The following is a 26,009-nucleotide window of genomic DNA, read 5'->3' as shown; positions in this document are numbered from 1 at the left end:
CGCCGGAACCGCCGGGACCGACCGCCGGGACCGCGCCCCTGGTCGGGCGGGCCCGGCCCGCAGATGGTCAGTACATGCTGAGCAACTGCTCCACCGTCGGCTCGGCGGTGGAGCCCCCGTCGGGCAGGGCCAGTTCGAACCAGACCGTCTTGCCGCGCGGCGTGCGACGCGAGCCCCAGGCCGCACTGAGCAGGCCGACGAGCTGGAGCCCGCGACCGCCCTCGTCGGTGTCGCGGGCACGCCTGCGGCGGGGCTGGACGAGGCCCGAGTCCCATACTTCGCAGACCAGGGTGCGATCGCGCAGCAGCCGGAGCCGGATCTCGCCCTCGCCGTAGCGCAGCGCGTTGGTGACCAGCTCGCTGACCAGCAGTTCGACCGTGTCCACCAGGGCTTCCAGGCCCCAGGAGACCAGCAGCGCGCGGGACAGCTCACGGGCCCGGCCCACCGAGCGGGGCTCGCGCGGCAGACGCCAGTCGCCGACCGCGTCGACGGGCAGCCCCTGGATCCGGGCCATCAGCAGCGCGATGTCGTCCTCGCCGTGCCGGGTGTCGAGCGTGGTGAGCACATGGTCACAGACGTCCTCAAGCGAACGGGAGAGATCGGCGTGCAGCGCGTCCGGCGGGGAGTGGTGGCCGGGTGCCGGGCGGGAGGGGTCGGTGAGGGCGTTACGGAAGGCGTGCAGGCCCTCGTCGAGCGGATGGTCGCGGGACTCGACGAGCCCATCGGTGTAGAGCGCGAGGAGGGCGCCCTCGGGGAGTTCGACCTCGACCTCTTCGAAGGGTTCGCCGCCCACCCCGAGCGGCATGCCGGGCGGCACGTCGAGCAGCAGCGCCTCCTCGCCGGGTTCGACCAGGACGGGCGGCAGATGCCCGGCGTTGGCGAAGGTGCAGCGGCGGGTGACCGGGTCGTAGACGGCGTAGACACAGGTGGCGAGATAGACCTCGGAGAGGTCGGCCTCGCGGGACTTGTGCGCGACGCGGGACGCCTGCTGGGTGCCGCTGGGGCTGCCGAGGCCGGTGGCGATCTCGTCCAGCGCGGAGAGGACCTCGGCGGGTTCCAGATCCAGCAGGGCCAGGGTACGTACGGCGGTACGCAGTTCGCCCATGGCGACGGCGGCCCGCAGCCCCCGGCCCATCACATCGCCGACGACCAGGGCGGTGCGGTGGCCTGGCAGTTCGATGACGTCGAACCAGTCCCCGCCCACCTCGGTCGCGGTGTTGCCCGGCAGATAGCGGCAGGCGATGTCGAGGCCGGCGGCCTCCGGGTCGCCGGGCGGGAGCAGGCTGCGCTGGAGGATGAGGGCGCGCTCGTGCTCCCGCCGGTACAGCCGGGCGTTGTCGATACAGACCGCGGCGCGTGCGGCGAGTTCGACGGCGAGCGCCCGGTCCCGTTCGCCGAAGGGTTCACTCCCCTTCGTCCGGGAGAACTGCACCAGGCCGACGACGGTGTCGTGGGCGACCATCGGCACGGCGAGCGTGGACCGTACGAGACTGCCGTCCTTGCCCGGGATGGACTGGACCCGGGCGGTGCGCAGGGCGTTCGCGCAGGGCGAGGAGAAGGAGTAGCGGTGGACCTCGCCGACCGAGGTGGGGGTGTTGCCCTTGGAGCCGCACCCCGGTGTGGTGATCAGCGGGGCGCCGGAGACGGCGCTCGCGAAGGCGACCCGGCGCAGGGACGCGCTGCCCGCGCCGTATCCCTCGGAGCGGGGGGCGTCCCACCGTCCGGGCGGGGCCTCGTCGCCGGTGAGCAGCCCCTGGTAGAGATCGACCGACGCGAGGTCGCAGAAGCCGGGGACGGCGACGTCGAGGAGTTCGCGGGCGGTGGTCTCCAGATCGAGGGAGTTGCCGATCCGGGCGCTCGCCTCATTGAGGAGGGCGAGATTGCGCCGGGCGCTGGCGGCTTCGCGGGCGGCGACATGGCGACGGGTCACATCGGTGCCGACCCCGGCCACTCCGATGGGACTCCCCGATCCGCTGTGTACGCGATAGAGGTTGACGGACCAGTGCCGGCGGTCCGTGCTGCCCGGAGCCGCTCCGATGAGCTGGAGGTCGATCGCGGACTCACCGGTCTCCAGAACCCGGCGCAGCGAAGCGCTCATCCGGTCGGCCTCGGGCCGGGAGAGATAGTCGTGGACGGTACGCCCTCGGTGGTCGGCCGCGGTGCCGCCGAAGAGGGTGACGAAGCGCTGATTGGCGCGCTGGACCCGCAGGTCCGTGCCGAAGAGCAGAAAGCCGAAGGGGGATTGGCCGAAAATGGCCTGCGATGCGGCGAGGTCGGTCTCGATCCGCCGCAGCGCGCGGACATCGACGACCAGACAGAGCGCGGCCCGCTCGCCGGTCTCCGTCTCGCTCGGCATCACATAGACCTCGGCGACCCCATGGGCCCGGGACGCCCCCGGCAAACGGAAGTGGACGAGCCCCGTCCATTCCTTGCCGTCGAGGATCTCCGACATCCGGCGGTGGCCTCGGTCGCGCAGCTCCGGCGGGATGAAGACCTCGACCGGGTCCTTGCCCCTGACCTCGGCCGCTGTGATGCCGAAGAGGTCGGCGGCACGCCGACTCCACTGGTCGACCAGACCATCGGGGCCGATCGAGAACGAGGCGACCTTGATGTAGTCATAGATCGAGCCAGGCGGGCTGCTCTGCCATACGACATCGCCCGTTGTCCCAGGTATCTCGCTCACGCGACCGTCCCCTCCAGCTCACCGCACCGGACCGGCCATGACCGCAGTATTCAGCACTACGGCTCTGACGCACACGGCGTTCACGATCACAGCACGGTCTCGTTCATTTTGCGCCGTGGGAGCCGTGATCGTTGTTCCTTCACACTTTTAACCAGAGAGAGCCAGCTCGAACCACACAGTCTTCCCCGTGATTCCACGCCGAGTGCCCCAGCGCCGCGCGGACCGGGCGATCAGTTGAAGCCCGCGTCCGCCCTCGTCATCGGGTGCGGCGGTGCGTTCGGTGGGCGGATCCGGAAGCGGATCGGAGACCTCCACGAGGAGAAAAGGGGCGCTCTCCCGGGGTTCGAAGCGGATCATCCGCACACCGATCGGACCGGAGGCGTACCGCAGGGAGTTGGTCACCAACTCGCTGACCAGCAGGACTGTCATATCGGCGACCACGGGATCCAGCCCCCAGGCCCGCAGCGTGTCCCTCACGGCATGACGGGCGGTGCGCACCGCGTTCGGCTTCGCGGGGAAGCTCCATTCGGCGCACGCGCCAGCAGTGTCGATCACGCCGCTCACTTCCCGGACAGCAGCAGACCCACATCCCTTTTAGGGTGGTTAATCCTCACATACCCGATATTTGACCTCAGCTATCCCGCGCGGCTCAGTAATAGGCGCACCGTTGACGCAAACGGCGTACGGGAGCGGCTTGTGCGCCCTCCCCACGGCGCGCGCCGTTCGCAACGGCGCACGCCGATTCCGGCGGGCCGCCGGAAACGCGCCCTGGGTGCTGGTCGTGGGCGGACCGGTCGCGGGAGGACCGGTCGCGGGAAGACCAGTGCCTGAGGAGACTCGTCGCGGGCAGCGGACCCGTCCCGGGAGGACCGGTCACCGGAGGACCCGCTCTAGGAACGCAACTCGCGTAGCAGACGCGCGGCCTCGGCGACGGCCGGGCGGTCCTGGTCGAGCCAGTCCACGGAGTCGGTCTCGTCGGGGCCGAGCCAGCGCAGGGCGTCATGGTCCTCCAGCGGGCGCGGCTGGCCGGAGACCAGCCGGGCGGTCCACACCTGGAGCACATAGCCGGGCTTCAGCGGCCACTCACCGGGAATGCGCGCCAGCGCCTCCGTCTCGACGCCCAGCTCCTCCCGCAACTCGCGGACGAGGGCCTGCTCGGGACGCTCCCCCGGTTCCAGCTTGCCGCCGGGCAGCTCCCAGCGGCCGGCGAGTTCCTCGGGGGCGCTGCGGCGGGCGGCGAGCAGCCGCCCCCGGTCGTACAGGGCTCCGGCCACCACGACGCGATCAGTCATGCGCCGGAGCGTACTGCGAGCAGCGGTCAGGGGGCCGGGCTCCCGATACGCTCGACCCAGTAGAGCTGTTGGCGCCCCCGGTCGTCGAGCGTGTCGACCATCTGCTTCGCCTCGTCCTCGGTGGCGTACCGACCGACGCGGTAGCGGTTGCCGTTGCCGTCCTGGCGTATGACGAGCCAGGGGAGCACAGGGCCGGTGTCGTTCAACGCACCCCTCCCTCGGTTGGTTCGCATGTCCATAACGATTGCCGGGAAACCGCACTACGCATATGCCCGAGCCTACGCCTGACCTTCACTCAGCGGATACGGATTTACACAAAGAGATAGGAAAGAGGGGGCGTGCCCGTCCGGATGCGCCCCCTTGTGGCGGCTTTGGGCAGCCGCCGCACCCCGGTACACCCGGCGCCCCGACGCAGCATCCGACCCGCTCACCCGCACCCCCACCCGTATCCCACCCGCACCGGAGCCCCCACCCGTACCACCCCGGCGGCCCGCGCACCAGGCATCCGGCACCGGAGCGGGCGTACCGGAGCGGACAGCAGCTCAGGGACGGTTCAACGCACCGCGGGCGACAGGGGTGGCTCAGCGCGCCGCCGGGCGACAGGGGTCGTTCAACGCACCGCCAGGTGATAGGCGATCCGGAACCGGTCCGCCGGGACGACGATGTCCGCCGTCTCGACCGCGCGGCCCGACGCGTAGTACGTCCGCGCCACGACCATCACCACATGACCCGGTACGCCGCCGAGCGCCAGGAGTTCCTCCGCGAGACCCGGGCGCGCGCCGACCTCCTCCGAGACGTTGTCCACCACGATGTCGATGGCGGCCATCCGCTCGACGACGCCGCAGCCGCCGAGCGGCCCCTCCTCGGGCAGCATCACCGGGGTGCGCCCCGTGACGGCGAGGGGCTCCCAGGAGGTGGAGAGCATCATCGTCTCGCCGCCGTCGCGGAACAGATAGCGCGTACGCATCACCCGCGAGCCGGCCTCGACACCGAGCCGGGCGGCGATGTCCGCGCCCACCTCCTCCTGTTCACTGTTGGATTCCCAGGTGCCCCGGGCGCCGTCGGCCGCCTGCTCCTGCCGGAAGGGGTTGGCACCGGAGGGCGGCCGGTGGCCGGACCGGGAGATCCGGCGCGGAACCGGACGCTCACGGACATAGGTGCCGGAGCCGGAGCGGCCCTCGACAAGACCTTCCGCCATCAGGACCTTGCGGGCCTCCAGGGCGACGGTGTCGGAGACTCCGTACTCCTCACGGATGCGGGCCTGTGAGGGAAGTCTGGTGTGGGGAGGCAGCGAGCCGTTGACGATCTTCCGGCGGAGATCGCTCGCAATGCGCAGATAGGCGGGCTGCTCACCGAAAGACACTGGCCACTCCCATCACATTGACAGACAGCAACAGAGTCGCAACCGTGGGTTGTCGACCGCAACCATGGGCCAAAGTTTCACTCGAAGTGATGGCGTGGCGATATCCGGCCGGTCCCCCGGGGCACTTAAACCGACTTACCGCTACTTACCGGGGGTATGGGCGCGCGCCGTGCCGCCAGCCATTGACCTTAAAGGTCCAGACCAATACGGTCCTGACTGCACGACGCCCGTTCACGGAAATGCTCCGGCCGCCGCACCTGCCGGAGCACGCACAGGAATGAGTCACATGCGTCGAAGAACCCTTGCACGTACGGCGGTCGCGGTCTGCTCGCTCTCCCTTCTCGCGACCCTCGCCCCCGGAGCCGCCACCGCCGACCCCGCCGACCCCAGCGCCCAGGCCGCGCCGAGGGCCGCCGCGCCGGCCCAGGACGGCGACAGCGACCGCGACGACGGCAACGAAGGCGACGAGGACGAGCGGTCGTACAAGCGCGTCGGCTACTTCACCCAGTGGGGCATCTACGGCCGGGACTTCCAGGTCAAGGACCTGGAAACCACCGGCCAGGCCGCCAAACTGACCCATATCAACTACGCCTTCGGCAATGTGAGCCCCGACGGCAAGTGCTTCATCGGCGGTCCGGCCGGCGAAGGTGACGCCTGGGCCGACTATGTCCGTCCGGTGCCCGCCGCCGATTCAGTGGACGGCGTCACCGACAGCCCCGACCAGAAGCTCGCGGGCAACTTCAACGAACTGCGCGAGCTGAAGGCGAAGCACCCGGACCTCAAGGTGCTGATCTCCCTCGGCGGCTGGAGCTGGTCCACCCACTTCTCCAACGCGGTCCTCACCCCGGCCAAGCGCAAGGCGTTCGTCTCCTCCTGCATCGACCTCTACATCAAGGGCAATCTGCCCGTGGACGGCGCACGCGGCGGACAGGGCGCGGCGGCCGGACTCTTCGACGGCATCGACGTCGACTGGGAGTGGCCCGGCTCGTCGGGCGAGGACGACACGATCTACCGGCCCGAGGACAAGAAAAACTTCACCGCGCTGATCAGGGAGTTCCGGATCCAGCTCGACGCGTACGCGAAATCGCGGCCCGCCCAGCAGGGCCGGCAGGCTCAGGAAGGCCAGGAGGCTCAGGAGGGCCAGCAGGCTCAGGGGAAGCCGGAGAAGAAGCGCAAGCACTACGAGCTGAGCGCGTTCGTCCCCACGGCACCCGCCAAGATCGACGCGGGCTTCGAAGTCAGCAAGATCATGAAGGACTTCGACTTCGTCAACCTCCAGGGCTACGACTTCCATGTCTCCGGCGAGAAGACGACCGCCCAGCAGTCCGCGCTGTACGCGAAGAACGACTTCAGCGTCCACCAGACCGTCGGCGACTGGCTCAAGCGCGGCGCGCCCGCCCACAAACTGGTGATGGGCATTCCGTTCTACGGGCAGGGCTGGACGGGTGTCACCGGCGGCGGCGACGGCATGGGACAGCCCGCGGCCCGTCCTGCGCCCGCGACCTACCAGGCCGGCTATGAGGACTACAAGGCCCTCAAGAAGCTGGCCGACTCCGGGGCGTACCAGGTGCACCGGAAGTACGGCCAGGCGTGGCTGTTCGACGGGAACAGCCTGTGGACGTACGACGACCCGAAGGTGATGCGGGCCAAGACGTCATACATCCGTGACCGCGGTCTGGGCGGCGCGATGTTCTGGTCCCTGGACGGGGACACCGCGGACGGCGAGCTGATGACCGCCGTCGACCGCGGACTGACGCGCCGCTGAGTCATCGCGCGATCCGGACAGGGGCCGGCGCGCGACAGCGGTGAGGGGCGACCCGGACAGGGGCCGGGTCGCGACCGGGACGAGGCCGGTGCTCAGGGGCTGTCGGTGGCCCCGGGCACCGGTCTCTTCCGTTCTCTTCCGTTCTCTTCCGTACCGGGACGCTCGCGGGACTTCCACCGCGCTCGCTGCGGGCGAGCGGCACTGAGTCCGACGCCGCCTAAAGCGACTCGGATCCGGCGTCCCCCGGGTCATGCCTCGGCGGCGTGGTCTCCAGGCCGAGCGAGGCGCGCAGCGAGATCTCCATCAGCTGCGTCAGCGCGGAGTCGGCGTCACCGCTGTGGTCCCGGAAGCGCTCCTCGTCGCGGGCCGCGGCGGCCTTGTCCCAGTGGAGACGCGCCCGGTCGAACTCAGCGGCCCGGCGATCGGCGGGTCCTGCCGCCGCCTGCGGCCAGTCGTACGCCCTCAGGGCGCCCGCCTGCCCGGCGAATGCGGCGGCCATCTTCCGCGCCCATGTCCGGTGGCCCACGGCGTCCTGGGCGAAGTCCTCATCGGGCGCCCGGTACGCAACCGTGGCGATGGCCGACTCGGCCCGTAGATAGGCGAGCTGGTCCGGGTTCAGATTGGTGGGGTCACGCCGCACGGAGCCGGTCACCCTGCCGCCTTCGGTGATGGCGAAACCGCAGGTGATGGACTTGTCGCCGAGTCGCCAGCTCTCCTTGGTGGGCAGATAGAAGTAGTAGTCCACCGTCTCGTGGATCTCCCAGGGGTCGAGCGCGTAGGCGTCGTTGATCACCTGGCAGCGGTCGTCGGCGAGCGTTCCGAGGTGCTTCTCACCGGGGTAGCCGTCGAGGCCGGTCACCTCGAAGTCGCCCGCGATCTCGGCCTCGTGCTCCGTACCGCAGTCGACGGTTCTGACGCTGACGATCTCCTTCTCCTCCGGCGCACCCGTGCCGGGCAGGTTGAAACAGTCACCCGTCTCCAGATCCTGGGTGCTGACGGAACGGGACGCCTCGTCCATCTCGTTCCGGATGTCGTCCCAGAGATCGCCCGCCGCGCCGGTGGCGAGCGCAACGGCCAGCAGCAGGGTGCTGATCGAGGAGAGGACGGTACCGGCGACGGCCATGCCCCGGCCGCGCTGCCCCCGCTTTCTGATCCCCGAGAAGGCGATCAGACCGAAGACAAGACCGAGCGGCGGCAGACAGCAGACGATGCCGGTCACCAGGGACGCGATGGAGAACCCGTTCATGGGCGGGGTGACGGGTGTCGCGGGGTGTCCGGGGATCTGCTGATACGGATAGTACGGCTGGTACTGGTACGCCGGGTGCGAGTGCTGCGAGTGCTGCGGGGCGTGCGGCTGGTGCGGCGGCTGTCCCTCCGGCTGGTGGGATGGCTGACCGTCCGGCTGCGATGGGTCCACGGATGCGGCACTCCTCGTCGGGATCGTGGCTGAGGACTCGCCGGAATCGTATAAACCGATGGACGCCCCCGGTACGCCGGGTTCCACAACGGTGCGGGGCGATCGCCGCTGCGACCGCCCCGCACCACGGAGCACATCAGGGGACCTGTACCTCGCACAGGTCAGGCAGGTCAGGCAGGTCAGGCGCCTCGGACACCTGCACCTCCTGGGCCCCACGGGCCTTACGGACCTCGTGGGCCCCACGGACCTTACGGACTTTACGGGCCTCGCGGGCCTCGCGGACCTCAGAGAGCCTCGGGAGCCGGTCCCCTCACCGGTCCGGTCCGGTCAGAACTGCAGCGCCCAGGAGTCGAGCTTGCCGACGTCCTGCGCCGCGTTGTCGTCGACCCGCAGCTTCCAGGTACCGCCGGCGGTCTCGGAGGACGCGTTCACCGAGTAGGTGGTGTTCACGTTGTCCGCGCTGCCGCCCGTCCCGTGCGCCTTAAGGTTGTAGACGGTCCCGTCGGGCGCGACGAGGTCGATGCGCAGGTCGCCGATGTAGGTGTGCTTGATGTCGACCGGGACGCTCAGGGTGGCCGGGGCGTTACCGGGGACCCCGGTGACCGTGATCGGGGACTCGACCGTGGTGTTGTCGCCGATCGCCATGTCGGTCAGGTTCTCGAACCGCTTGCCGGGCGGCGGGGTGGTGCCGCCGCCGACGTACAGCAGCCGGTTCGGCGAACCGGTGCCCGGCGAGGTCACCACACCGCTGGTGGCGGCGGTGGTCAGGGCGGTGGAGACCTGCGCGGGGGTCGCTGTCCGGTTGCCCGCGAGATAGAGCGCCGCCGCGCCCGCGACATGCGGGGCCGCCATCGACGTACCGGAGATGGTGTTGGTCGCCGCGTCGCCCGTGTGCCAGGCGGAGGTGATCGAGGTGCCCGGGGCGAAGATGTCGAGCGGGCTGCCGTAGTTGGAGAAGCTGGACCGGGCGTCGGTGCTGGTGGTCGAACCGACGGTGATGGCCTCGGCCACCCTCGCGGGCGAGAAGCCGGACGCGTTGGCGTTGGAGTTGCCCGCGGCGACCGCGTAGGTGACGCCGGATGCGATGGAGTTGCGTACGGCGGTGTCGAGGGCGCTGTCGATCCCGCCGCCGAGGCTCATATTGGCGACGGCCGGTTTGACGGCGTTGCGCGTCACCCAGTCGATGCCCGCGACGACCTGCGCGGTCGTGCCCGAGCCCGCGTTGTTCAGCACCCGTACGCCGACGATCTTCGCCTTCTTGGCCACGCCGTGGGCGGCGCCGGCGACCGTACCGGCGACATGGGTGCCGTGGCCGTTGCCGTCCTGCGCGATGTTGTCGTTGTCGACGGCGTCATAGCCGTAGGCGGCCCGGCCGCCGAAGTCGCTGTGGGTGATCCGTACACCGGTGTCGATGATGTACGCGGTCACCCCCTCGCCCGCGGTGTCCGGGTAGGTGTAGCTGCGGTCGAGCGCCTGGCCGCGCTGGTCGATCCGGTCGAGACCCCAGGAGGGCGGGTTGGGCTGGGTGGCAGTCGTCCTGAAGATACGGTTCTGCACGACGGACGCGACGGCCGGGTCACCCGCGAGCTGCTTCGCCCGTTCGGCGGAGACATGGACGGCGTAGCCGTTGAGCGCCGCGGTGTACGTCTTCTCGATCTTCGCGCCGTACTCGGCGGCCACCGCCCTGCCCGCCCTGGACTCGGCGTCGGGCGCGGATTCGCGGAGCGTGACGATATAGCTGTCCTTGACGGCGCCGGGTGCGCCCGCGTTCTGGATGGTGCGTTCCGGGGCCCGGTCGGCCGCGGTGGCGGCGGTGGCCGGGAACGCGGAGACCGCGCCGAGCGCGAGAGCCGCGACCGCGGTGGCACTGATCGCGGACAGTCTTCGGCGCGAGGTGGGGGGCACTGACATGTGGGGGGTCCTCCTCGGTAGATGGCACGACGTGGGTGGCACGACACAGGAGCGGAATCTCATCAGGTGCATGACAATCAGCCAGGGACAGGCAAACCCGCCATGTCCATGCCGTACCTGTCGAGCGAAAGATTGTCGGATCCATAGGAATCCCACAAGGGTGCGTGCCGTGCCGTAACAAGCGCGCCACATAACCCCGCTGAGTCGGGTGCCGGGCGGGCGGGTGCCGGTGGGCCGCATTGTCGGGTACGGCGGGTGCTGGGCGCCGGGCAGGCGCCGGGACTCAGCCGGTCCAATGCCGGGGGCGGGGCAGGCGCCGAGGGCCGGGCAGGCGCCGGGACTCAGCCGGTCCGGTGCCGGGACTCAGCCGGTCCAGAAGGTGTCGTGCCGGAAGTAGAACGCCGCCCGGTCCTCGGGCGACCACTCGGTGGCGACCTCGGCGACCTTCTCGAAGTACTCCTCCCGGGGCGCGCCCGGAGTGAAAAGGATCAGCAGCGAGGCGGGATCGTCGGAGTCATTGCGGAAGGCGTGCAGCCCGCCCTGGGGTACATAGAGGAAGTCACCCGCCCGCCCGTCGATCCAGTTCTCGCCGTCGAAGAGCCGTACGGTCCCCTCGACCACGAAGAACGACTCCGAGATCGTCCGGTGGAAGTGCGTCCGGGGGCCGCCACCCTTAGGGGGCATATCCATCCGGTAGAGCCCGAACTCGCCGCCCGTCGACGCCGACGTGGCCAGAAAGTGCGTATGGGTCCCTCCCGGGCTCACCAGATCCGCGGCGGTGCCGACGGGCCGGAAGGTGGCGTTGATCTCGCCGCTGTCCGCCAGATACTTGGGGTCCGGGTACGACATCCGCTCAGTCTCCTCACCATGCTTCACAGGTCGGCCGATCCACCGGCCCGCTGTCTGCCTGTTGGCCTACCGGCCTGTCTGCCTACGGACCCGGCGCCCCGGCCCCGCCCAGCGCCCCCGCCCGAGCGGGGCGCGCTCCCCTTCGTACCAGGCTTCCCGTACCGGCGGGCACCCCCGCCCCGGAGAATTCCCACCCCCGCCCGCCGGTGTCGCCTGGCGGCGAGCAGCCCGGCACCGGAGGATCTTTTTATGCCCCCCATGCCTCCCATGACCAGAGCCACGACGACATGACCAGAAAACGGACCACAGTCGTCAATCTGAAGGGCCACCGCGACGATCCCGCCTACGCCGACGTCGTGTACGTGGGCCGCCCCATGCACCGCGCCGGCTGGCACCTCGACGGCTCCCCGCTGGCGAGCCCGTACCGTCCCGGCCCCGACTGCAGCCGCGAAGAGGTCATGACGAAATACCGCGCCCATCTGCTCTCCCGCCCGGATCTGCTCGACCTCCTCCCCGCACTGCGCGGCCACCGGCTCGGCTGCTGGTGCGTCCCCCAGAAATGCCACGCCGAGGTGATCGCGGAACTGGCGGACGCGGGGGCGGGCGGACCTTCAGATGCGGGGGCGGGCGGGGGCACTGGGGCGTGAGCAGCGGAGGTACGGGGCCGTTCAAGGATCTGGTCACACCCGGTCTTGTGGCCCGGCCCTCGACCCGTATGACCCGGACCGCACCTGGTTCGCCCCCGAGGACATTCAGCTCGTCGTCGAGGTCGTCTCCCCGGAGTCGGCCCACCGCGACCGGACGGTCAAGCTCCGTAAATACGCCGAGGCAGGCATCCGGCATTACTGGTGCGTCGAGGAGGAGGACACCGTCCCGGCCGTGCACGTCTGTGAGCTGGACGGGCCGACCGGGTCGTACGCCCCGGCGGGAAGCTTCCGCCACGCGCTCCGGCTGTCCCTGCCGTTCGAGATCAGCATCGACCTTGACGGACTCACACCCGGCGGAACCGGCGGCTGACCGGGCGGTTCCCTGTCACAGCACGCGGGGCAGGCGCCGGCTGACCGGAGCCTGTAGGCGGGCGCTCGGCAGTGGGTACAAGCCCTCGCGCAGCCGCCGCGTGCCGTCCCGCTGTCCGCCACTCACAGCGGTCAGGCGGCAGGCGGTGAGCAAATCTCCAGGGCCGTAGACGGCATCGAACCCCGGACAGTCGACTCCGCTGCGCGAGACCGCCACAACTGGAACAGGTTCGCCGGTGAGGACAGCCCATATCGCGCTATGGTTGATGTATGGCTACTAAGAAGGTGACTATCACTCTCGACGAAACCTTGGTCGAAGCCCTGGCCGGAGCCGCCGAGGAGGAAGGCATCCCGCTCTCCCGCCTCGTCGCCGGAGCAGCAGAACGGGAGTTGCGGCTGCGGGCTGGCCGGGCCGTCATCCGGGAGTGGCAGGCGGAACACGGCTCCTTCACCCCGGAGGAGCTCGCCGCCGCCCGCGCGGACCTGGCCGCCGCCGACGCCGAGTACCTCAGCAGTTCAGGAGCCTCGGCCGCGTGAACATCCCCTACCTGTACGACGCCGGGGCACTGATCGCCATCGACAACGGCGACCGGCGCATGTGGGCCCGCCACAGCCTGGCCCTCGAAGACGGCCGGGACATCCACGTCCCATCCGTCGTCGTCAGCCAGGCATGGCGGGACTCCCGCCGCCAGGTCAGACTCGGCAAGTTCCTCGCCGGTTGCCACGTCGTACCCGTCGGCCTCGAAACCGCCAAAGCCGCAGGCATTCTCTGCGGCAAGGCCGGCACCTCCGACATCGTCGACGCCACCGTCGTGACCATGGCAGCCAGCCTCGGCGCCATCATCTGGACCTCGGACCCGGACAACATCCGCACCCTCATCGATGCCCAGGACATCAAGCCAGCCCCTGTCATCCGCACGGTCTGACCACCGGTGATCTCCGACGACCGCCCGTGCGGGCCCAAGGATCGCCGCCGTGGAAACCGGTGCAACTACTTGATCGCGAGGGGCCAGACAGGCGGTGGCACCGCGCCGCGGAGGATCGCGGGACGCGGAATGCCAGGCCAGGTGTGCACAGTGCCGGCCGACATGACGTTCTCCCTGTCGCGACCCGCACTCTTCCCGAACGGCGAAGGCTCACGCCGCATACACCGCCACTCTCGGCATCGATGTCGAAATCGTCGCCTGCCTCCCTCGGCCCAAGGTCCCATTGGCGCCAGGCCCTGTAATGACTTCGCACTGCGCAGCTTGTAACGGAATGAGGGAATCCGAATGCTGGGCCCACCCGAAACCCCAAGGCATGCCAGAGCATCACTGAACAAGTGAACATCAGTTCGCAATCGATGAATTCAGGCCTGTGGCCTGATTGCGAACGAAGAGAGCTGTCGAGCGGATATTTTGGGATCTTCGCATATGGTGGCGTAGGGGTGCTAACGTGACGGATTGTGTATCACGATCTGCCCCACCCGCCTCACTTGCCTGATGAGGGACTGGTTCGCCGCGTCAAGGCGCTGGCATGTACGGCACCGTTGCAGGCATTGGATCAGCGCAAAGCATCGCTGGATTGGGCGGATGCCAAGGTCTATCACATGGCCGAGATCGCGTTGCACACAATCGATCAGGTCACCATCGCGATGGACTTCGACAACGGAGCCGAGCACGCCAAGGTACTTGAGCAGGTAAAGCACTTCGTCGCGGCTCAGGCGCCCGACAGAGGTGACGCCGAGCACGCCGCTGTGGCCGACTGGGTGCTCCAGCGGCTGATCAATGTCGGCACCATCGAACGTGGATTCTCCTGGGACTACGGGCTCGTCGGCGACGAGGGAACCTACAACCGCTTCGAGTTCGACTTCAAATTACTGGTGGAACAATCGACATCCGACGGGTTTTCGCTGCGAGCCACCGACGAGGCCATCAACGTACTCGTCGGCGCATTGGACACGGATGTGGAGTCCGCGCAGATCGCCGCCGAGGTCAAACTCGACAATCTCATCAGACGCGGTCGGCTCGCCGACGCCAAACTCGCCGCCGAACAGGCCAGGTACCGCACGGTCCAGTACGGAGAGACCCTACGTCGCTACCTCGACGCCACCCGTCGCGACGTCCGCACCGTGGACTGGGAACGGGTGGTACCGGACCTGCTGTTGGACGCGCTTGAGCACATCGAGGGCCGCTACACGGCGGAACACGCCATTCTGACCAACATCACCGCCGCGCGGGACGACTCTGATGATCCGCGCCACAAGCAGCGGGCAGCGGAACTCGTGGAGATCGTCCGCGACTGCATCCGGCGTCATATGCAGCTTCAGAAAGCCGTACAGGAAGCGGGCGATCAGTTCCGCTCCGAACAGGACCGTCAACTGTTCTCCGGCGAACCGCAGCGCGCCGCGCTCCATTTGCACGGGCAACTGCTGGTACCCCTACTCGGACTTCCTGTGGGCAAAGCGCTCGGGCCGGTGTACGACTTCTTCCGGGGGGCGGTCGCTCCGGCACCCCCCGAGGTTCTCGCACTGCCGTCACTGGTGGGGCGTCTCCTGCAACCGCTCTCGGAGCCCCAAAGATTCGCCGGCGAGGTCCGGGAGCCGCAGCTCGACCCCATACCGGAACGCGAATTGTTCACCCCCGAACACTTTAGGCTAGCGAGCGAGATCCTCTCCCTGCCTGGTGGCTCAGCGTCGCTGAGCGACTTGCTCGCACGTGCGCGTCGCTATGAGCCTCAGGTCGCCCGGCTCGTGATGCACCGGGCGGCATATGCCTTCAATCCGCCCGTCGGTGACGCGGTACGTGAGCGCGTACCTGAGGTGTTGATCGCTGTACCCACCGGGGAACCCCTGCACAACCGGGATTTCGGCGGCAACGAACTGTGGCTCACGAAAGCAGGCGTAAGGCCAGTCGTTCCAGGATCAGAGGAGCCCGCTACGGCTGGGCACGAGGAGTTCGGTGATGAGATCTCGCTTCACGGATGACGACGCCGAACAGGCCGCGCAGTTGCTCGCTCTTGCGATGCGCCCTCGGCTGCTGCCGAGTCGCGACAACGCATATCGAGAGCTTCTGCGCCACTACCGACACGACAGCGCGTTCCGAACCTTGACCGGGCGGATCGCCAACGGTCTGGGGCTCAGGGTGCTGGGGGAACACGAGGACATCGGCCTCGCGATCGCGGCCGACGGAGGATCTCCCTTCGAGACCAGGATGGAGACCTACGCCCGCCGCACCCAGAAGGAAGGCGGCTATGCCGAGCGCTTTCTGCACGGCATCATCCACCTTGCTGTCGCCGCGGTGTCCTTTCCCCGACCAGACGACCTCGCCGAAGACGAATACGTCGGCAGGGTCAGTGTCGATGTGGTCGACGCCGTCGTTCGCGAAGCCTGCGACCGGTTGCGTGAACAAGCGGCGTCCCGTGAGGAGTCAGCCGACGTACCCAGCGACGCACCGGAACTGGAGTTGGCGTGGCACGCCTATGCCAACCGGCCCGAAGCATTCCCCACCAAGGACAAGCGCCGGGCGATGAACACCACGAAGGGCATGGTTTCCCGAGCCCTGAACTTCCTTGCGGAACAAGGCTTCCTGACGCCGATGAAGAATGCCGGCGAGGACGTCTTTCAGACCACCCGGCGTTACCAGCTTCAGGTGCGCGAACTTGCGGCCACCAGCGCTTTCGAGGAGTTGATGGCGCTGGGCGTGGCCCTTCCCATGGCTGTGACGACCGGACCGGGTACCGCGGCGGAGGGCCCGGAGGATGTATGAACTGTCCCGAGTGCTCCTGCAGTCCGTCGGACCCAAGGCGGCGCGCTACGAGAACGTTCTCCTGGACTTCAGCGGCGTCGGAGATCCCGTCGCCGACCGCCCCGCCACCTTGTTCAGCGTCAGGGACGAGCGGCCTGTCCGGCGCCCCTCCCCAGCCACTGTGCTCTTCCTTGAGAACGGCGGCGGCAAGTCCGTACTGATCAAGCTGATCTTCTCGGTCCTGCTGCCCGGACGCCGACAAGTGGTGGCTGCTCGTGATCCTCGCACGCTGAGCGGCTTCGTGCTCGACAACGATGTGGCCCACATCGCTCTGGAGTGGACGCATGCCCGCAGCGGGCGTCGGCTGGTGACCGGCAAAGTCGCCGAGTGGCGCCATCTCAAGGCGACCGCCGACGCGTCGAACTTGCGGGAACGCTGGTACCACTTCCGCCCCACAGAGCGAACCACGTTGGACACCCTCCCCGTGGCCGAGGACGGCCGATATCTGCGGTTGGCAGACTTCATCGGTGAACTCGACGAGGCCCAACGGGCCGATCCTGAACTTGAGTTCAAGCATTTCCGCGTTCAGTCGGAGTGGACCGAACGGCTTACCGACCTCGGCCTGGACCCCGAACTCTTTCGCTACCAACGGGCGATGAACGCCGGGGAGGGTGAGGCGGCAGACGTCTTCTCCTTCGCCAGCGATGCCGCCTTCGTGGAGTTCCTGCTGTCGGCTGTGCTGCCCACGGGACCGGCCCAGGATCTGGCCGACCTGCTGAACTCATACGGCGACAAGCTCGGCAGGCGTGGTGCGCTGACCTTGGAACGGGACTTCGTGGCCGGCGCGCTGGCGTTCCTCGAACCACTGGCCGGCATCCATGGCACCGCACTCACCGCCCAGGAGGAACAGCGGGCCGCCAGGAAGACGCTGGACGCCTTTGTCCGTTCAGTCAAGGTACGCGCCTTCCGTGAGGCGGAGGCCGCGAAGACGAGCGAGGACGTCGCCAAACGCCTTGGCGGAGACCTTCGACGAGCCGTTGTCCACCATGAGAAGTCCGTGGCTGCGGCTCGTGAACTCGGCCGTCTCACAGCCCTGTTGAAGCTGGCCGAAGCGCAGGAGGAACAAAAGCGGGCGCGCACCGACTGGAATCGGGCCCAGGAGACCGAACGCGCCTGGGATGTCGTACCACGCCTGGTCAAAAGCCTGGAGGCGATCGCCAACGCGAACCGGTTGCGTGAGCTGGTCCGGCGTACCGAGGAAGCCGCCCTTCCGGCACTGCAGGCCCGGGACTCCGCGCTTGAGGTTCTCGCCGGGGCACTGCGCGCCATGTCACGGCGCCTCACTGAGCAGGCGGAGGCGGCGCAGCGTCTGGCAGAGAGCGAACGCGCGCTGTCCGAGCAGGCTCAGACCGAGCACAACGCGGCCGTCGGCCGGGCGGCCGAGCACCAGGCACAGGCCAAGGCGCTCGGGACCCGTATCCAGGAAGTGCGGGACGCCCTCGCGGGCGCCGTGCACGACGGTCTGCTGAGCGCAGGCGGAACGGCTCGTGACGCCGTGCGGCAAGCCGAGGAGGAGGTCCGTAAGACAGCCGAGGAGATATCCCGGCAGGAGTCCGCCACGGAGGACGCGGTGGGGCTTCACGATGCTTCCCACCGGGCTTGCCAAGCCGCCGAGCGGACCTTGGCCGAGGCCGCGCACTCTCTCGACCTGGCCCGTCGCGAGTTGACGGGCGCCGACACCCGCACCCGTGCCCTGGAAGCGGAAATCCAGCCACTCGCTCTCCTGGACATCGACCGTCTCGATCTGGAGGTGGACGCTCCCAGACTGGTCGGCAAGCTCGCTCAGCGACGTGACGCTGCGGATCTGGCCAGGACCGAGGTCCGTATCGCCATGGTCCGTGACGAACGGGCCAGGCTCGCGTTGGAGACCAACGAACTGCTGCCGCCCTCCCCAGAGGCCGCGGAAGCATGCGAGACGTTGCGGGAAGCCGGTGTCGACGCCTATACCGGCTGGGACTACCTCGCCGGTCTGCCCCGGGTCGAGCAGCGCCGTGCGCTCATCGGACGCGTGCCGCATCTGGTCACGGGTGTACTCCTGAACGATCCCGAGCAGGCGGCCCGGGCAGCGGAGATCCTGGCCGCCCGGAAGCTGTGGCCCAGCACGCTGGTGGCACTGGGAACCACCGCGGCCATGCACGAACCCAACACATCACTCTCCGGGCTGGATTTCGTGGTGCCTCCGCATCCGGCACTGTATGACGAGAGAGCAGCCGGGGAGGAACGACTCGCACTCAGCCGTCGCCATGACGAACACCGGGCACGGATCGCCGAGTGGGACGCTCGGCAGCGTAAGGTCCTCTCGCTGCTCACTCGCCTTGAGGAGTGGCGGACGCACTTCCCTGAAGGACGGCTCGCCGAACTGCGCGAGAGCGTCACCGTCCGGATGCGGGCTCACGACGAGGCTCAGCAGGCGCTGGCCGAACAGACCGAAAGGCGTGAGCTCGCAGCCGCCAACCTCAAGGCCGTCAGCGAAGCCATTCCGCCGCTTCGTGCGGCGCAGTTGGCACTGGAGGCCCGTAGGTCCGCGTTGAATGGGCTGGCCGACCAGGAGGAGCGGATCCCCGACTGGCAGACCGCCGTGGACCAAGCTCGGACGGCGGAGGCGCGAGCACGAGAGGCCGCTCAACAGGCAGAAGCAGCCGCCAAAGGTCACCGGGCCGCCGGCGCCGAGTACGTACGCACGATGGACCGCCTGACCGGCTCCGCACACCGTCTGACCGCCGAACTGGATGAGCTCCCGGGCGCCGACGCCGTTCCGGAGAGCAGGACTGAGGTTCCGGCGGAACCGCTCCCTGTGCTGCGCCGTGCCTACGAGGCTGCGGCCATCGAGTACGAACGGGCATCTGTCGGAGCCGACCTGCTTCTCGACATGCGCCAGGCGGAGCAACGCGAGAAGCACGCGGCACAGGAGCTGGGTGAGCAGTCTCCCGAAGTACGAGCAGCCGCCCACGCGTTGCTGAACGGCCCTGACGGAGTGGATGGCGTGAGCCGGGCCGCCGCCCGACGCCGTGCCGCACAGGCGGTCTCGGACTGCCAGACCTCACTTGCCGGGGCGGACGCCAATGTCGCGGAACACCGAGCGGTGCTCAAGGACTTTCCGGAGCCGCTCACCGACGTGGATCTCGCTCCCTACGGCCCGCCTCTGCACGTCGTACACGGCATGCGCCTGATCGAGTCGGCGGAGCACGATCGGGACGAGGCCGGACGTATCCGGCGCGAACTGGCCTACCACAGCGAGCGTGCCGAGGGCGCCGCCATCGCCCTGCGCTCCTCCGCGAAGAATTTCGCGGACCTGATCACCGTCCTGTCCCGGTCCGGTGAGCCCCGTGAAGTCGACGTGCCGTACGAGGGCGGTATCTCGGCCGCCCGGGACCGGCATACCGTACTGAAGATCGAGTACGACCGGATCGGGACTGAGGTCGAGACGGCACTGGCCGAAGAACGGACGCTGACCGACCAACTGGTCGGGTTCGCCGCGGACGCGCGGTTCGGGGGGTTGCCCTCCCCCAGCCGCACCATCATCCAGTCCTGCCCTCGTGCCGAACTGCCGGCGCGGGCGGCCGAATGGAGTGACAACCTCCGCCCCAGACTGCGTAGCCTCACCGTGGACCTGGACTCCATCGAACGGCACCACCGACAGATCGTGCTCCAGCTGTGCCGGCAGGTGCAGGAGGCACTGCGGACCTTGAAGCGGGCACAGACTCTTTCCCGGCTGCCCAAGGGGCTGCAGGAGTGGTCCGAGCAGGAGTTCCTGCGGATCCGCTTCACCGAGGTCTCCGAACAGGCGCTGGAGGACCGGCTCGGTACCGTCGTGGACGAGACCGCCGAAGCGGTGATCCGCGGAAAGGAGATCAAACGGGACGGCCTGGCACTGCTGTTACGCGGCGTGACCGAAGCAGTGGCTCCTAAAGGGTTCCGGGTACGGATCCTCAAACCGGACGCCGTTCTGCGGACGGAGCGGGTGCCTGTCTCGGCCATGAAGGACGTCTTCTCGGGCGGCCAGGTGCTGACTGCGGCGATCGTCCTCTACTGCACCATGGCGGCGCTGCGCGCGAATGAGAAGGGCAGGGTGCAGCACCGCCGGAACTCGGGCGTGCTGTTCCTGGACAACCCGATCGGTCGTGCCTCGGCCGGCTATCTGCTGAGGCTTCAGCAGTCGGTCGCCCGTGCGCTGGGTGTCCAACTCGTCTACACCACAGGGCTGAACGACCTGGCGGTCCTGGACTCCTTCCCGCTTGTCATCCGTCTGCGCAATGACGCCGACCTGCGCGCGCACCGCATGTATCTCACCGTCGTGGGCGACAGGAGAAGGCATCTCCTTGAGCCTCTTGAGGAGGGTGAGAATCCGGTGATCACGTCCATCAGGTACCACGCTCGCGCCGATGCAGGGCACAACCACCACCAGGATCCCGAGGAAGAGAGCGTTGACCGATCTGAGTCGTCCCGCGCGTGAACTGCTGAGCGCGCTGCACGAGCACGCCCGCTCGCGGAAGAAGTGGGACGGTACGCGTAAGACCAGCGTCTTCTTGCCGGAGCTGCGCCGTATCTTCCGTACTGTGCCCCATCCGAAGGTGGAGGACGAGCTGGAGTCGGTGGTTCTGCGCCGTCATCTGGACGAGCTGTACGGGTACGGGGCCATCACCGCGATGAAGGGCGATGACGGGGAGAGGATTCCGTTACCGAAGGGCGTGTGGGTGCTTCCCACCCACCAGGCGGCGAAGAAGGTGCGGGAGCCACTTCCTCCCTTGCATCCGAACATGCGCAAGGTGGCCGGGTACTGGGACAACGCCGCCCCCAGAACCCGGATCGGCTACCGCGCGGTCAACAACTGGTTCTTCTCCGAACCTGATATGACACCTGCGCCGAAACGTGAGCGTGCTCTTGACATTTTCGGTAGTCGCACCTACTCGGGATGCTTCGATGCCGAAGAAAAGGCGTTCGATGAGTTGGGCGGTCCATTCTTCTCGGACCGGGAAGCTTTGCATGAATTGCTGCAAATGTATTCAGCGCCGCCTCAAATTGTCACCGAGAGAATCATTGCGGAGAGCGACGGATGCTACGGACGCATCGGCGACGGTGACATTCTCCTGGTCGTGGAGAACGTCACCACTTGCTGGTCGTTGACAGAGGCGTTGGTCGGAATGGGGGGCCATGCAGTCGGCTATGTGGCCTGTGGGATGGGCAGTTCGTTCTTGGCCTCCCTCGCCGGCATCAAGATGCTCCGACGCGGCAACATCGCGGAGATCCGCTACTTCGGTGACCTCGACCCGACCGGGCTGTCCATCCCGGCGGCCGCTGCCGATGAGGCCGTCAAGGACGACAACCTCCCCCGAGTGCTCCCTGCGGTCGGGCTCTATGACGCGCTGCTGGGCATCGGTACCCCTTTGCCGCGCAAGGAGAAGCGCCTTACGCCACAACAGGCAACCGACCGAGTGCGGTGGCTCGACCCTTCACACCAGGCCATGGCGACCGCGCTGTTGTGCGGCGAAGATCGCCTCGCCCAGGAGTGGGTCAACCTGCGCTATCTGAAGGCGAACAGCGAGTGGCTCAGGGGCATGCACAGATGAACGGCGGTTTTGCGCTCCCGCGCCGCGATCCGAGTTTCCTCGGACGGACCGAACTGGTGGACGACGTGCTTCCCGGGTATCTGGACCGGGCAGATGACGGCGTTCCGGTCGTGCTCAACGGGCGAGCAGGCATCGGGAAAACGGTGATGAGCAGTGAACTGGCGCATCGGCAGCACTCTCGGTACGCGGATATGAGTTGGATCGACATGACAACCGCCGGTCCTGGTCAGTCGGCCGAACGGATCGCCGCCTGCCTGACCACCGTCCGCAGAAGAACGGGACGTCATCTTCTGGTGTTGGACGGAGTGTCGGACCCGGACGACGTCGTCCGGTATCTGCCTCAGGACGGGACCAAGGTCCTGATCACCTCGCGATCCGACACCGGGATCTGGCACCGGATCGCTCGTGTTATCCAGGTTCCGGTGCTGCCCCGAGAGGACTCGGTGCGCCTGCTGAGGATATGGGTCCATGGACTCACAGAGGCCGACGCCATGCGTCTGGCCAGTGCGTTGGACGACCTACCGCTTGCCATGGAGAACGCAGCGAGTTGGTTGACGAGCGGCATGACGCCGGGGCAGGTGATGGAACAGCTGAAGTTGTGTGCCTCGAAGATCCTCAGCGGGTGTCGCTCATCCGATTTTCCGAGTTCGCTGGCAGGCCGGCTGTCGAAGGCAATGAGTGTGCTTGCGGCCGGATCCGAGGAAGACCGGCGAATGCTTCATCTTCTTCACGCACTTGCCGTTCTCGGCACGGATCCGTTTCCCACCCGTGCATTGAGGGGTGACCGATGGAAAGTGTCGGATTCGGATGCGCAGTACCTCCTGACCATTTGCGACCTGCATCGCAGACTGGGAGGTCTGCGTGATCGAGGGCTGATGATCTTACAAACCGGGTCGGCGAGACTCGATGAAATCAGTGGCGCGGTCATCCGAGACCTGCTCGTCGCCCGCCCTGAGGACGAGGCGGGCGCCTTCGCACTGGCGGAACAGCTGTTGGTGGCAGCGGTGCCAGAGCGTCCCGCGCTGGAAGGAGCATGGGGCGACTGGGCGCTGGTCGCTCCATCCGTCCTCGCCCTCGATCCTGCGAACATCCACACGGGACCTGGGCGCAAAGCGTTGCTTGACACCTATGGCTACCTGGTGGACAGCGGCAGATACAAGGAGGCCATTGACGGCCTCGGAAATCTTCACACGACATGGGCGGAGTACTTATCGCAACATCGCGCCGATGACCTTGTGGTGAGGTCATTGCTGGCTCGTGCCCACTTCGGACGTGGGTACTACGAAGACGCCGAGCGACTCAACTTGCAGGTTTACCGGGAAAGGGAGAGAGAGCTGGGGCCGAGCGATCCCGGAACTCTGGCCGCTTTGGCGTCTTGCGCGCTCGACGTCGGCGTCAAGGGCCACCACGATCTCGCGTGCCAGCTAGCCGAACAGTCCTGGCTGGAACAGTGCAGGCTCTCCGGTGAGGAGAGTCGTCCGGCGATGCGCACAGGAAGCTACCTGGCACGGCTTCATACACCGCAGGACCCCACCTACGCTCATCAACTGGGCCTGCGCATTCACCGTCTCCAAAAGGACCACCTCGGTGTCCGCCACCAGCACACCCTCGACACAGCCCATCACCTGGCGATCTCTCTCGTCGCTCTGAACAAATTCCAGAAGGCCCTCCCGCTGCTGGAGGAGACCCTGAAATATCGGCAGGAGACCTTGCCTCCCGACCATCCGGACACTCTCTGGACCGCCGCACACTACTACCTGCTGTCGGCAGACTTGGGTCGTCCGGTGCACCAGGCGGCCGTGCGATGGACCTACGATGGCCTTCGCAGGATTATCGACAGCGATCCCTATGTCGTACGCCGCTTGACGGCAATGGTGAAGTACTGACTACGCGGTACGAAGTCCACCTTGTTCCACACGCTGCGGCTGGAACGGACCGTATCGGGGCCGCAGGAGCAATTCTTCCGAGGAGCAGACCATTTCTGCCCTTCATTCATGAACTGCACCGTGAGGTCAAGCAGAAGACAGGGCATCGGCAATCTGCAACGCAAGGCCGTCAAGAGACCGAACGTTACCTGAGGCGGCATTCGAGATGAAAGGGCCGCCTCGACATCGCCGAGCCATTTGGACATTGGAGCCCCACAACAGCCCCCACTCCAACATGTCGGTGGCCTGTCGACATCCCCGCCGGTATGCCGAGTCAAAGCACCCCGCTCGCCCAACGACACGCAAGGGGCCGAGCTTCCCAGAGGACTCGGCCCCAAACCAGCATGCTAAACGAGTAGAGCAAACGTACAGAAATGGGTCAATCACACATTGAAGCGAAATGCCTGAAGCCCGATCCTGCCCTGCGGCGGAGCCCCCTCCAGGGCTTTGACCTGGGATTTCCCGGTTGGCGTGCGTTGGCTCCCGACGGCCGTTTGCGGGTGTCCTGCGGACTGGCTGCGGACTGGCCGGGGTCCCGGGGCAGAGAAATCCATGGCACCCCGGCGAGATCTGCGACGAGACTGCGCGGGTGAGCGACTCCTACCCCTGCCCGTGCTGCGGGCACCGCGTACTCGGCGCGACGCCCGGCTCGTACGAGATCTGCCCCGTGTGCTTCTGGGAGGACGACGGGGTCCAGTTCCGCTGGCCGACTATGGCCGGCGGGGTGAACAAGGTCTCCCTGATCGAGGCCCAGCGCGACTACCAGGACTTCGGCACCTGCGACCAGCACGGCCGCCGGTACGTCCGCCCACCGGCCGAGGACGAGCCGCTCAACCCCGCCTGGCGCCCCATCGACCTGACACGCGACTCCTTCGAGGACTGGGCGGCCGAGGACCGCGCCCCGTGGCCCGAGGACCGCTCGGTGCTCTGCTGGTGGCTGCCCACCTTCTGGCGCCGGGACCACTCCGCGTCATGACCTCCCACATCGAGACACTCGTCCAGCAGCTCGACGGCCAGGCCGACGAGTCCTACGACGCCCGCGCGGAGCTGATCTGGATCGGCGCCGACGCCATACCCGCCGTCATCAACGGCCTGCCTTCCCTCGGCGGCTTCGGTCAGCTGACCGCCATCGAGGTCTTCGAGGAGGTGGGCGATCCCCGTTGCGGCCCCGCTCTCGTCGGCCTGCTGGACAGCGACAACCCGACCGTCCGGGAATGGGCGGCGATGGCCCTGGCGAGCCTGAGGATCGACGGCGCCATCGAGCCCCTGCGCCGCGCCTACCACGCCTGCCTGGAACGGGCGACGCCACCGGACTGGAGCGAGTCGGAACGCATCCGCTGGGCCCTGACCGAACTCGACGCCCGTATCCCTGTCGTCCCCCCACTCACCACGCGCCTGCGGGCCACCGCCGCAGATGATGCCCCTGGCTGGCCCACGGCCCACTTCACCGAGATCATCAATGACCTCGCCGACCATGCCCAGGTGATCCTCTACTCCCAGTTCTGGCGGGTGGACGTCGGCGGCACGTACGGCGTCTCCGGCCCTGGCCTGGACTGGGAACTCGGCTGGACCGCGCCCTGGGAGCACCTGGTCGAGGAGTCCCGCACCTGGTCCCTGCTGGGAGCCTCCGAAGCCCCCACCGGCAGCAACATCTTCGTCGCCCCCACCTGGATCGACCGTACCGACCTGTACCCGGAGAGGTGACCTATGCCGTTCCAGCACCCCGAGGAGATCGGCTACGGCTACGTGATAGAGCGCTACGTGACGAGGAAGGACTCGGGCCGCGCGCGCTACTTCGACCTGAAAAACGGTCGCGTCCTGCGGCCCGGGTGGCCACACACCGAACGCTTCACTCATCACCTCATCGACGACGCAGCCACGATCACCGACGCCGAGCTGGAGGCCCTCCTCGGCTACGAGTGGCGCTCACGCCTCACCGCCGGCTGGTTGATCGGCGTAGGCCGACGCGCCACGTTCCGCGAACGCATCGGCGACCTGCTCCTGGCCAGCGAGTTCTGCTTCTCCGGCAGCGCCTACTGCTTCGCCCTGGCCCGCTTCGGCACCCACGCGGACGCCGAGATCCTCGCCTCCTACCTGGACCGCTATCTCCCCTGCACCGACCTCCGCTACGACCAACCCGCAGCACTCGGCGCCCTCCTCCGCCTCGATGCTCACCTCGGCACCCACCACGCCGACCGCTTCACCCAGCCCGGCGGCCTCTGGGACCAATGGGTCAACGCCCTGACCCACCTCCGCGACCATCCCGCTTACACCCCCGTCGAGCTTCGCCGCTGGACGGACCTCCACTGCGACTTCGCCAACGGCTGGACCCGGACGTAGCCGCAGCTGCCTGACTGCCGGTACGTGAAGTCCGCGCATGCCATGTACCGGCCGCAAGTGCGGCACATGAAGAGGTAGCCAGTGAGCTGCAGTACG

The 26,009-nt window shown here is 67.8% G+C and carries 20 protein-coding genes and 1 pseudogene; 13 read left to right on the top strand and 8 right to left on the bottom strand.

The window, feature by feature from the left end; all coding sequences use genetic code 11:
• Nucleotides 1-67: 67 nt before the first annotated feature.
• The 5 genes from ACWF94_RS01715 to ACWF94_RS01695 all read right to left on the bottom strand — a co-directional run bounded on the left by ACWF94_RS01715 (nucleotide 68) and on the right by ACWF94_RS01695 (nucleotide 5,338).
• On the bottom strand, nucleotides 68-2,683 hold the full coding sequence (locus ACWF94_RS01715; protein ID WP_453483646.1) for a SpoIIE family protein phosphatase: 2,616 nt from the start codon (nucleotides 2,681-2,683) through the stop codon (nucleotides 68-70).
• Nucleotides 2,684-2,830: 147 nt separating this feature from the next.
• On the bottom strand, nucleotides 2,831-3,247 hold the full coding sequence (locus ACWF94_RS01710; RefSeq protein ID WP_453483644.1) for an ATP-binding protein: 417 nt from the start codon (nucleotides 3,245-3,247) through the stop codon (nucleotides 2,831-2,833).
• 326 nt (nucleotides 3,248-3,573) lie between these two features.
• On the bottom strand, nucleotides 3,574-3,975 hold the full coding sequence (locus ACWF94_RS01705; protein ID WP_453483643.1) for a (deoxy)nucleoside triphosphate pyrophosphohydrolase: 402 nt from the start codon (nucleotides 3,973-3,975) through the stop codon (nucleotides 3,574-3,576).
• A 26-nt stretch (nucleotides 3,976-4,001) separates the two neighbouring features.
• On the bottom strand, nucleotides 4,002-4,181 hold the full coding sequence (locus tag ACWF94_RS01700) for an SPOR domain-containing protein (RefSeq protein ID WP_453483641.1): 180 nt from the start codon (nucleotides 4,179-4,181) through the stop codon (nucleotides 4,002-4,004).
• Nucleotides 4,182-4,585: 404 nt separating this feature from the next.
• Nucleotides 4,586-5,338, bottom strand: coding sequence for a GntR family transcriptional regulator (locus ACWF94_RS01695; RefSeq protein ID WP_453483639.1), 753 nt, complete (start codon nucleotides 5,336-5,338; stop codon nucleotides 4,586-4,588).
• Between the two features lie 286 nt (nucleotides 5,339-5,624).
• On the opposite strand from ACWF94_RS01695, the gene ACWF94_RS01690 reads away from it, so the two are divergent.
• Nucleotides 5,625-7,103: a glycoside hydrolase family 18 protein gene (locus ACWF94_RS01690; RefSeq protein WP_453483638.1), complete on the top strand. Its 1,479-nt coding sequence runs from the start codon at nucleotides 5,625-5,627 to the stop codon at nucleotides 7,101-7,103.
• A 217-nt stretch (nucleotides 7,104-7,320) separates the two neighbouring features.
• Here the strand turns inward: ACWF94_RS01690 and ACWF94_RS01685 are convergent, their stop codons facing one another.
• The 3 genes from ACWF94_RS01685 to ACWF94_RS01675 all read right to left on the bottom strand — a co-directional run bounded on the left by ACWF94_RS01685 (nucleotide 7,321) and on the right by ACWF94_RS01675 (nucleotide 11,280).
• Nucleotides 7,321-8,520 carry a DUF4190 domain-containing protein gene (locus ACWF94_RS01685; RefSeq protein WP_453483637.1) on the bottom strand — a complete coding sequence of 400 codons (1,200 nt, stop codon included), beginning with the start codon at nucleotides 8,518-8,520 and terminating at the stop codon, nucleotides 7,321-7,323.
• A 327-nt stretch (nucleotides 8,521-8,847) separates the two neighbouring features.
• The gene (locus ACWF94_RS01680) at nucleotides 8,848-10,431 is read right to left on the bottom strand and encodes a S8 family peptidase (protein ID WP_453483635.1); all 1,584 of its coding nucleotides are present in this window, start codon (nucleotides 10,429-10,431) and stop codon (nucleotides 8,848-8,850) included.
• A 363-nt stretch (nucleotides 10,432-10,794) separates the two neighbouring features.
• Nucleotides 10,795-11,280 (bottom strand): cupin domain-containing protein, encoded by a 486-nt coding sequence (locus tag ACWF94_RS01675; protein ID WP_453483633.1) that lies wholly within the window; start codon nucleotides 11,278-11,280, stop codon nucleotides 10,795-10,797.
• Between the two features lie 287 nt (nucleotides 11,281-11,567).
• Between ACWF94_RS01675 and ACWF94_RS01670 the strand changes: the two genes are divergently transcribed.
• The 12 genes and pseudogenes from ACWF94_RS01670 to ACWF94_RS01615 all read left to right on the top strand — a co-directional run bounded on the left by ACWF94_RS01670 (nucleotide 11,568) and on the right by ACWF94_RS01615 (nucleotide 25,913).
• A complete protein-coding gene (locus tag ACWF94_RS01670) occupies nucleotides 11,568-11,927 on the top strand; it encodes a DUF4326 domain-containing protein (RefSeq protein ID WP_453483631.1) in 360 nt (119 codons plus the stop codon).
• 64 nt (nucleotides 11,928-11,991) lie between these two features.
• Nucleotides 11,992-12,297, top strand: a pseudogene (locus tag ACWF94_RS01665) (Uma2 family endonuclease); the annotation flags it as partial.
• A 269-nt stretch (nucleotides 12,298-12,566) separates the two neighbouring features.
• Entirely contained in the window at nucleotides 12,567-12,833 is a 267-nt protein-coding gene (locus tag ACWF94_RS01660; protein WP_453483629.1) for a hypothetical protein, read from the top strand.
• Nucleotides 12,830-13,222, top strand: coding sequence for a twitching motility protein PilT (locus ACWF94_RS01655; protein WP_453483628.1), 393 nt, complete (start codon nucleotides 12,830-12,832; stop codon nucleotides 13,220-13,222). The genes ACWF94_RS01660 and ACWF94_RS01655 overlap by 4 nt, the downstream gene beginning before the upstream one ends.
• A 518-nt stretch (nucleotides 13,223-13,740) precedes the next feature.
• Nucleotides 13,741-15,261 (top strand): hypothetical protein, encoded by a 1,521-nt coding sequence (locus ACWF94_RS01650; RefSeq protein WP_453483627.1) that lies wholly within the window; start codon nucleotides 13,741-13,743, stop codon nucleotides 15,259-15,261.
• Nucleotides 15,239-16,042: a hypothetical protein gene (locus ACWF94_RS01645; protein ID WP_453483625.1), complete on the top strand. Its 804-nt coding sequence runs from the start codon at nucleotides 15,239-15,241 to the stop codon at nucleotides 16,040-16,042. Before ACWF94_RS01650 ends, ACWF94_RS01645 begins: the two co-directional genes overlap by 23 nt.
• Nucleotides 16,035-20,534: a hypothetical protein gene (locus tag ACWF94_RS01640; protein WP_453483624.1), complete on the top strand. Its 4,500-nt coding sequence runs from the start codon at nucleotides 16,035-16,037 to the stop codon at nucleotides 20,532-20,534. Before ACWF94_RS01645 ends, ACWF94_RS01640 begins: the two co-directional genes overlap by 8 nt.
• Nucleotides 20,506-21,648 (top strand): Wadjet anti-phage system protein JetD domain-containing protein, encoded by a 1,143-nt coding sequence (locus ACWF94_RS01635; protein WP_453483622.1) that lies wholly within the window; start codon nucleotides 20,506-20,508, stop codon nucleotides 21,646-21,648. The genes ACWF94_RS01640 and ACWF94_RS01635 overlap by 29 nt, the downstream gene beginning before the upstream one ends.
• Entirely contained in the window at nucleotides 21,645-23,534 is a 1,890-nt protein-coding gene (locus ACWF94_RS01630; RefSeq protein ID WP_453483620.1) for a tetratricopeptide repeat protein, read from the top strand. The genes ACWF94_RS01635 and ACWF94_RS01630 overlap by 4 nt, the downstream gene beginning before the upstream one ends.
• Nucleotides 23,535-24,162: 628 nt before the next feature.
• The gene (locus ACWF94_RS01625; RefSeq protein ID WP_453483618.1) at nucleotides 24,163-24,549 is read left to right on the top strand and encodes a CPCC family cysteine-rich protein; all 387 of its coding nucleotides are present in this window, start codon (nucleotides 24,163-24,165) and stop codon (nucleotides 24,547-24,549) included.
• A complete protein-coding gene (locus ACWF94_RS01620) occupies nucleotides 24,546-25,277 on the top strand; it encodes a HEAT repeat domain-containing protein (RefSeq protein ID WP_453483617.1) in 732 nt (243 codons plus the stop codon). Before ACWF94_RS01625 ends, ACWF94_RS01620 begins: the two co-directional genes overlap by 4 nt.
• Before the next feature lie 3 nt (nucleotides 25,278-25,280).
• Nucleotides 25,281-25,913, top strand: coding sequence for a DUF6000 family protein (locus ACWF94_RS01615; protein WP_453483615.1), 633 nt, complete (start codon nucleotides 25,281-25,283; stop codon nucleotides 25,911-25,913).
• The last annotated feature ends 96 nt before the right edge of the window (nucleotides 25,914-26,009 follow it).

This window comes from Streptomyces sp. NPDC055078, assembly GCF_053607985.1.
This window is presented reverse-complemented; position numbering and strand designations above follow the sequence as displayed.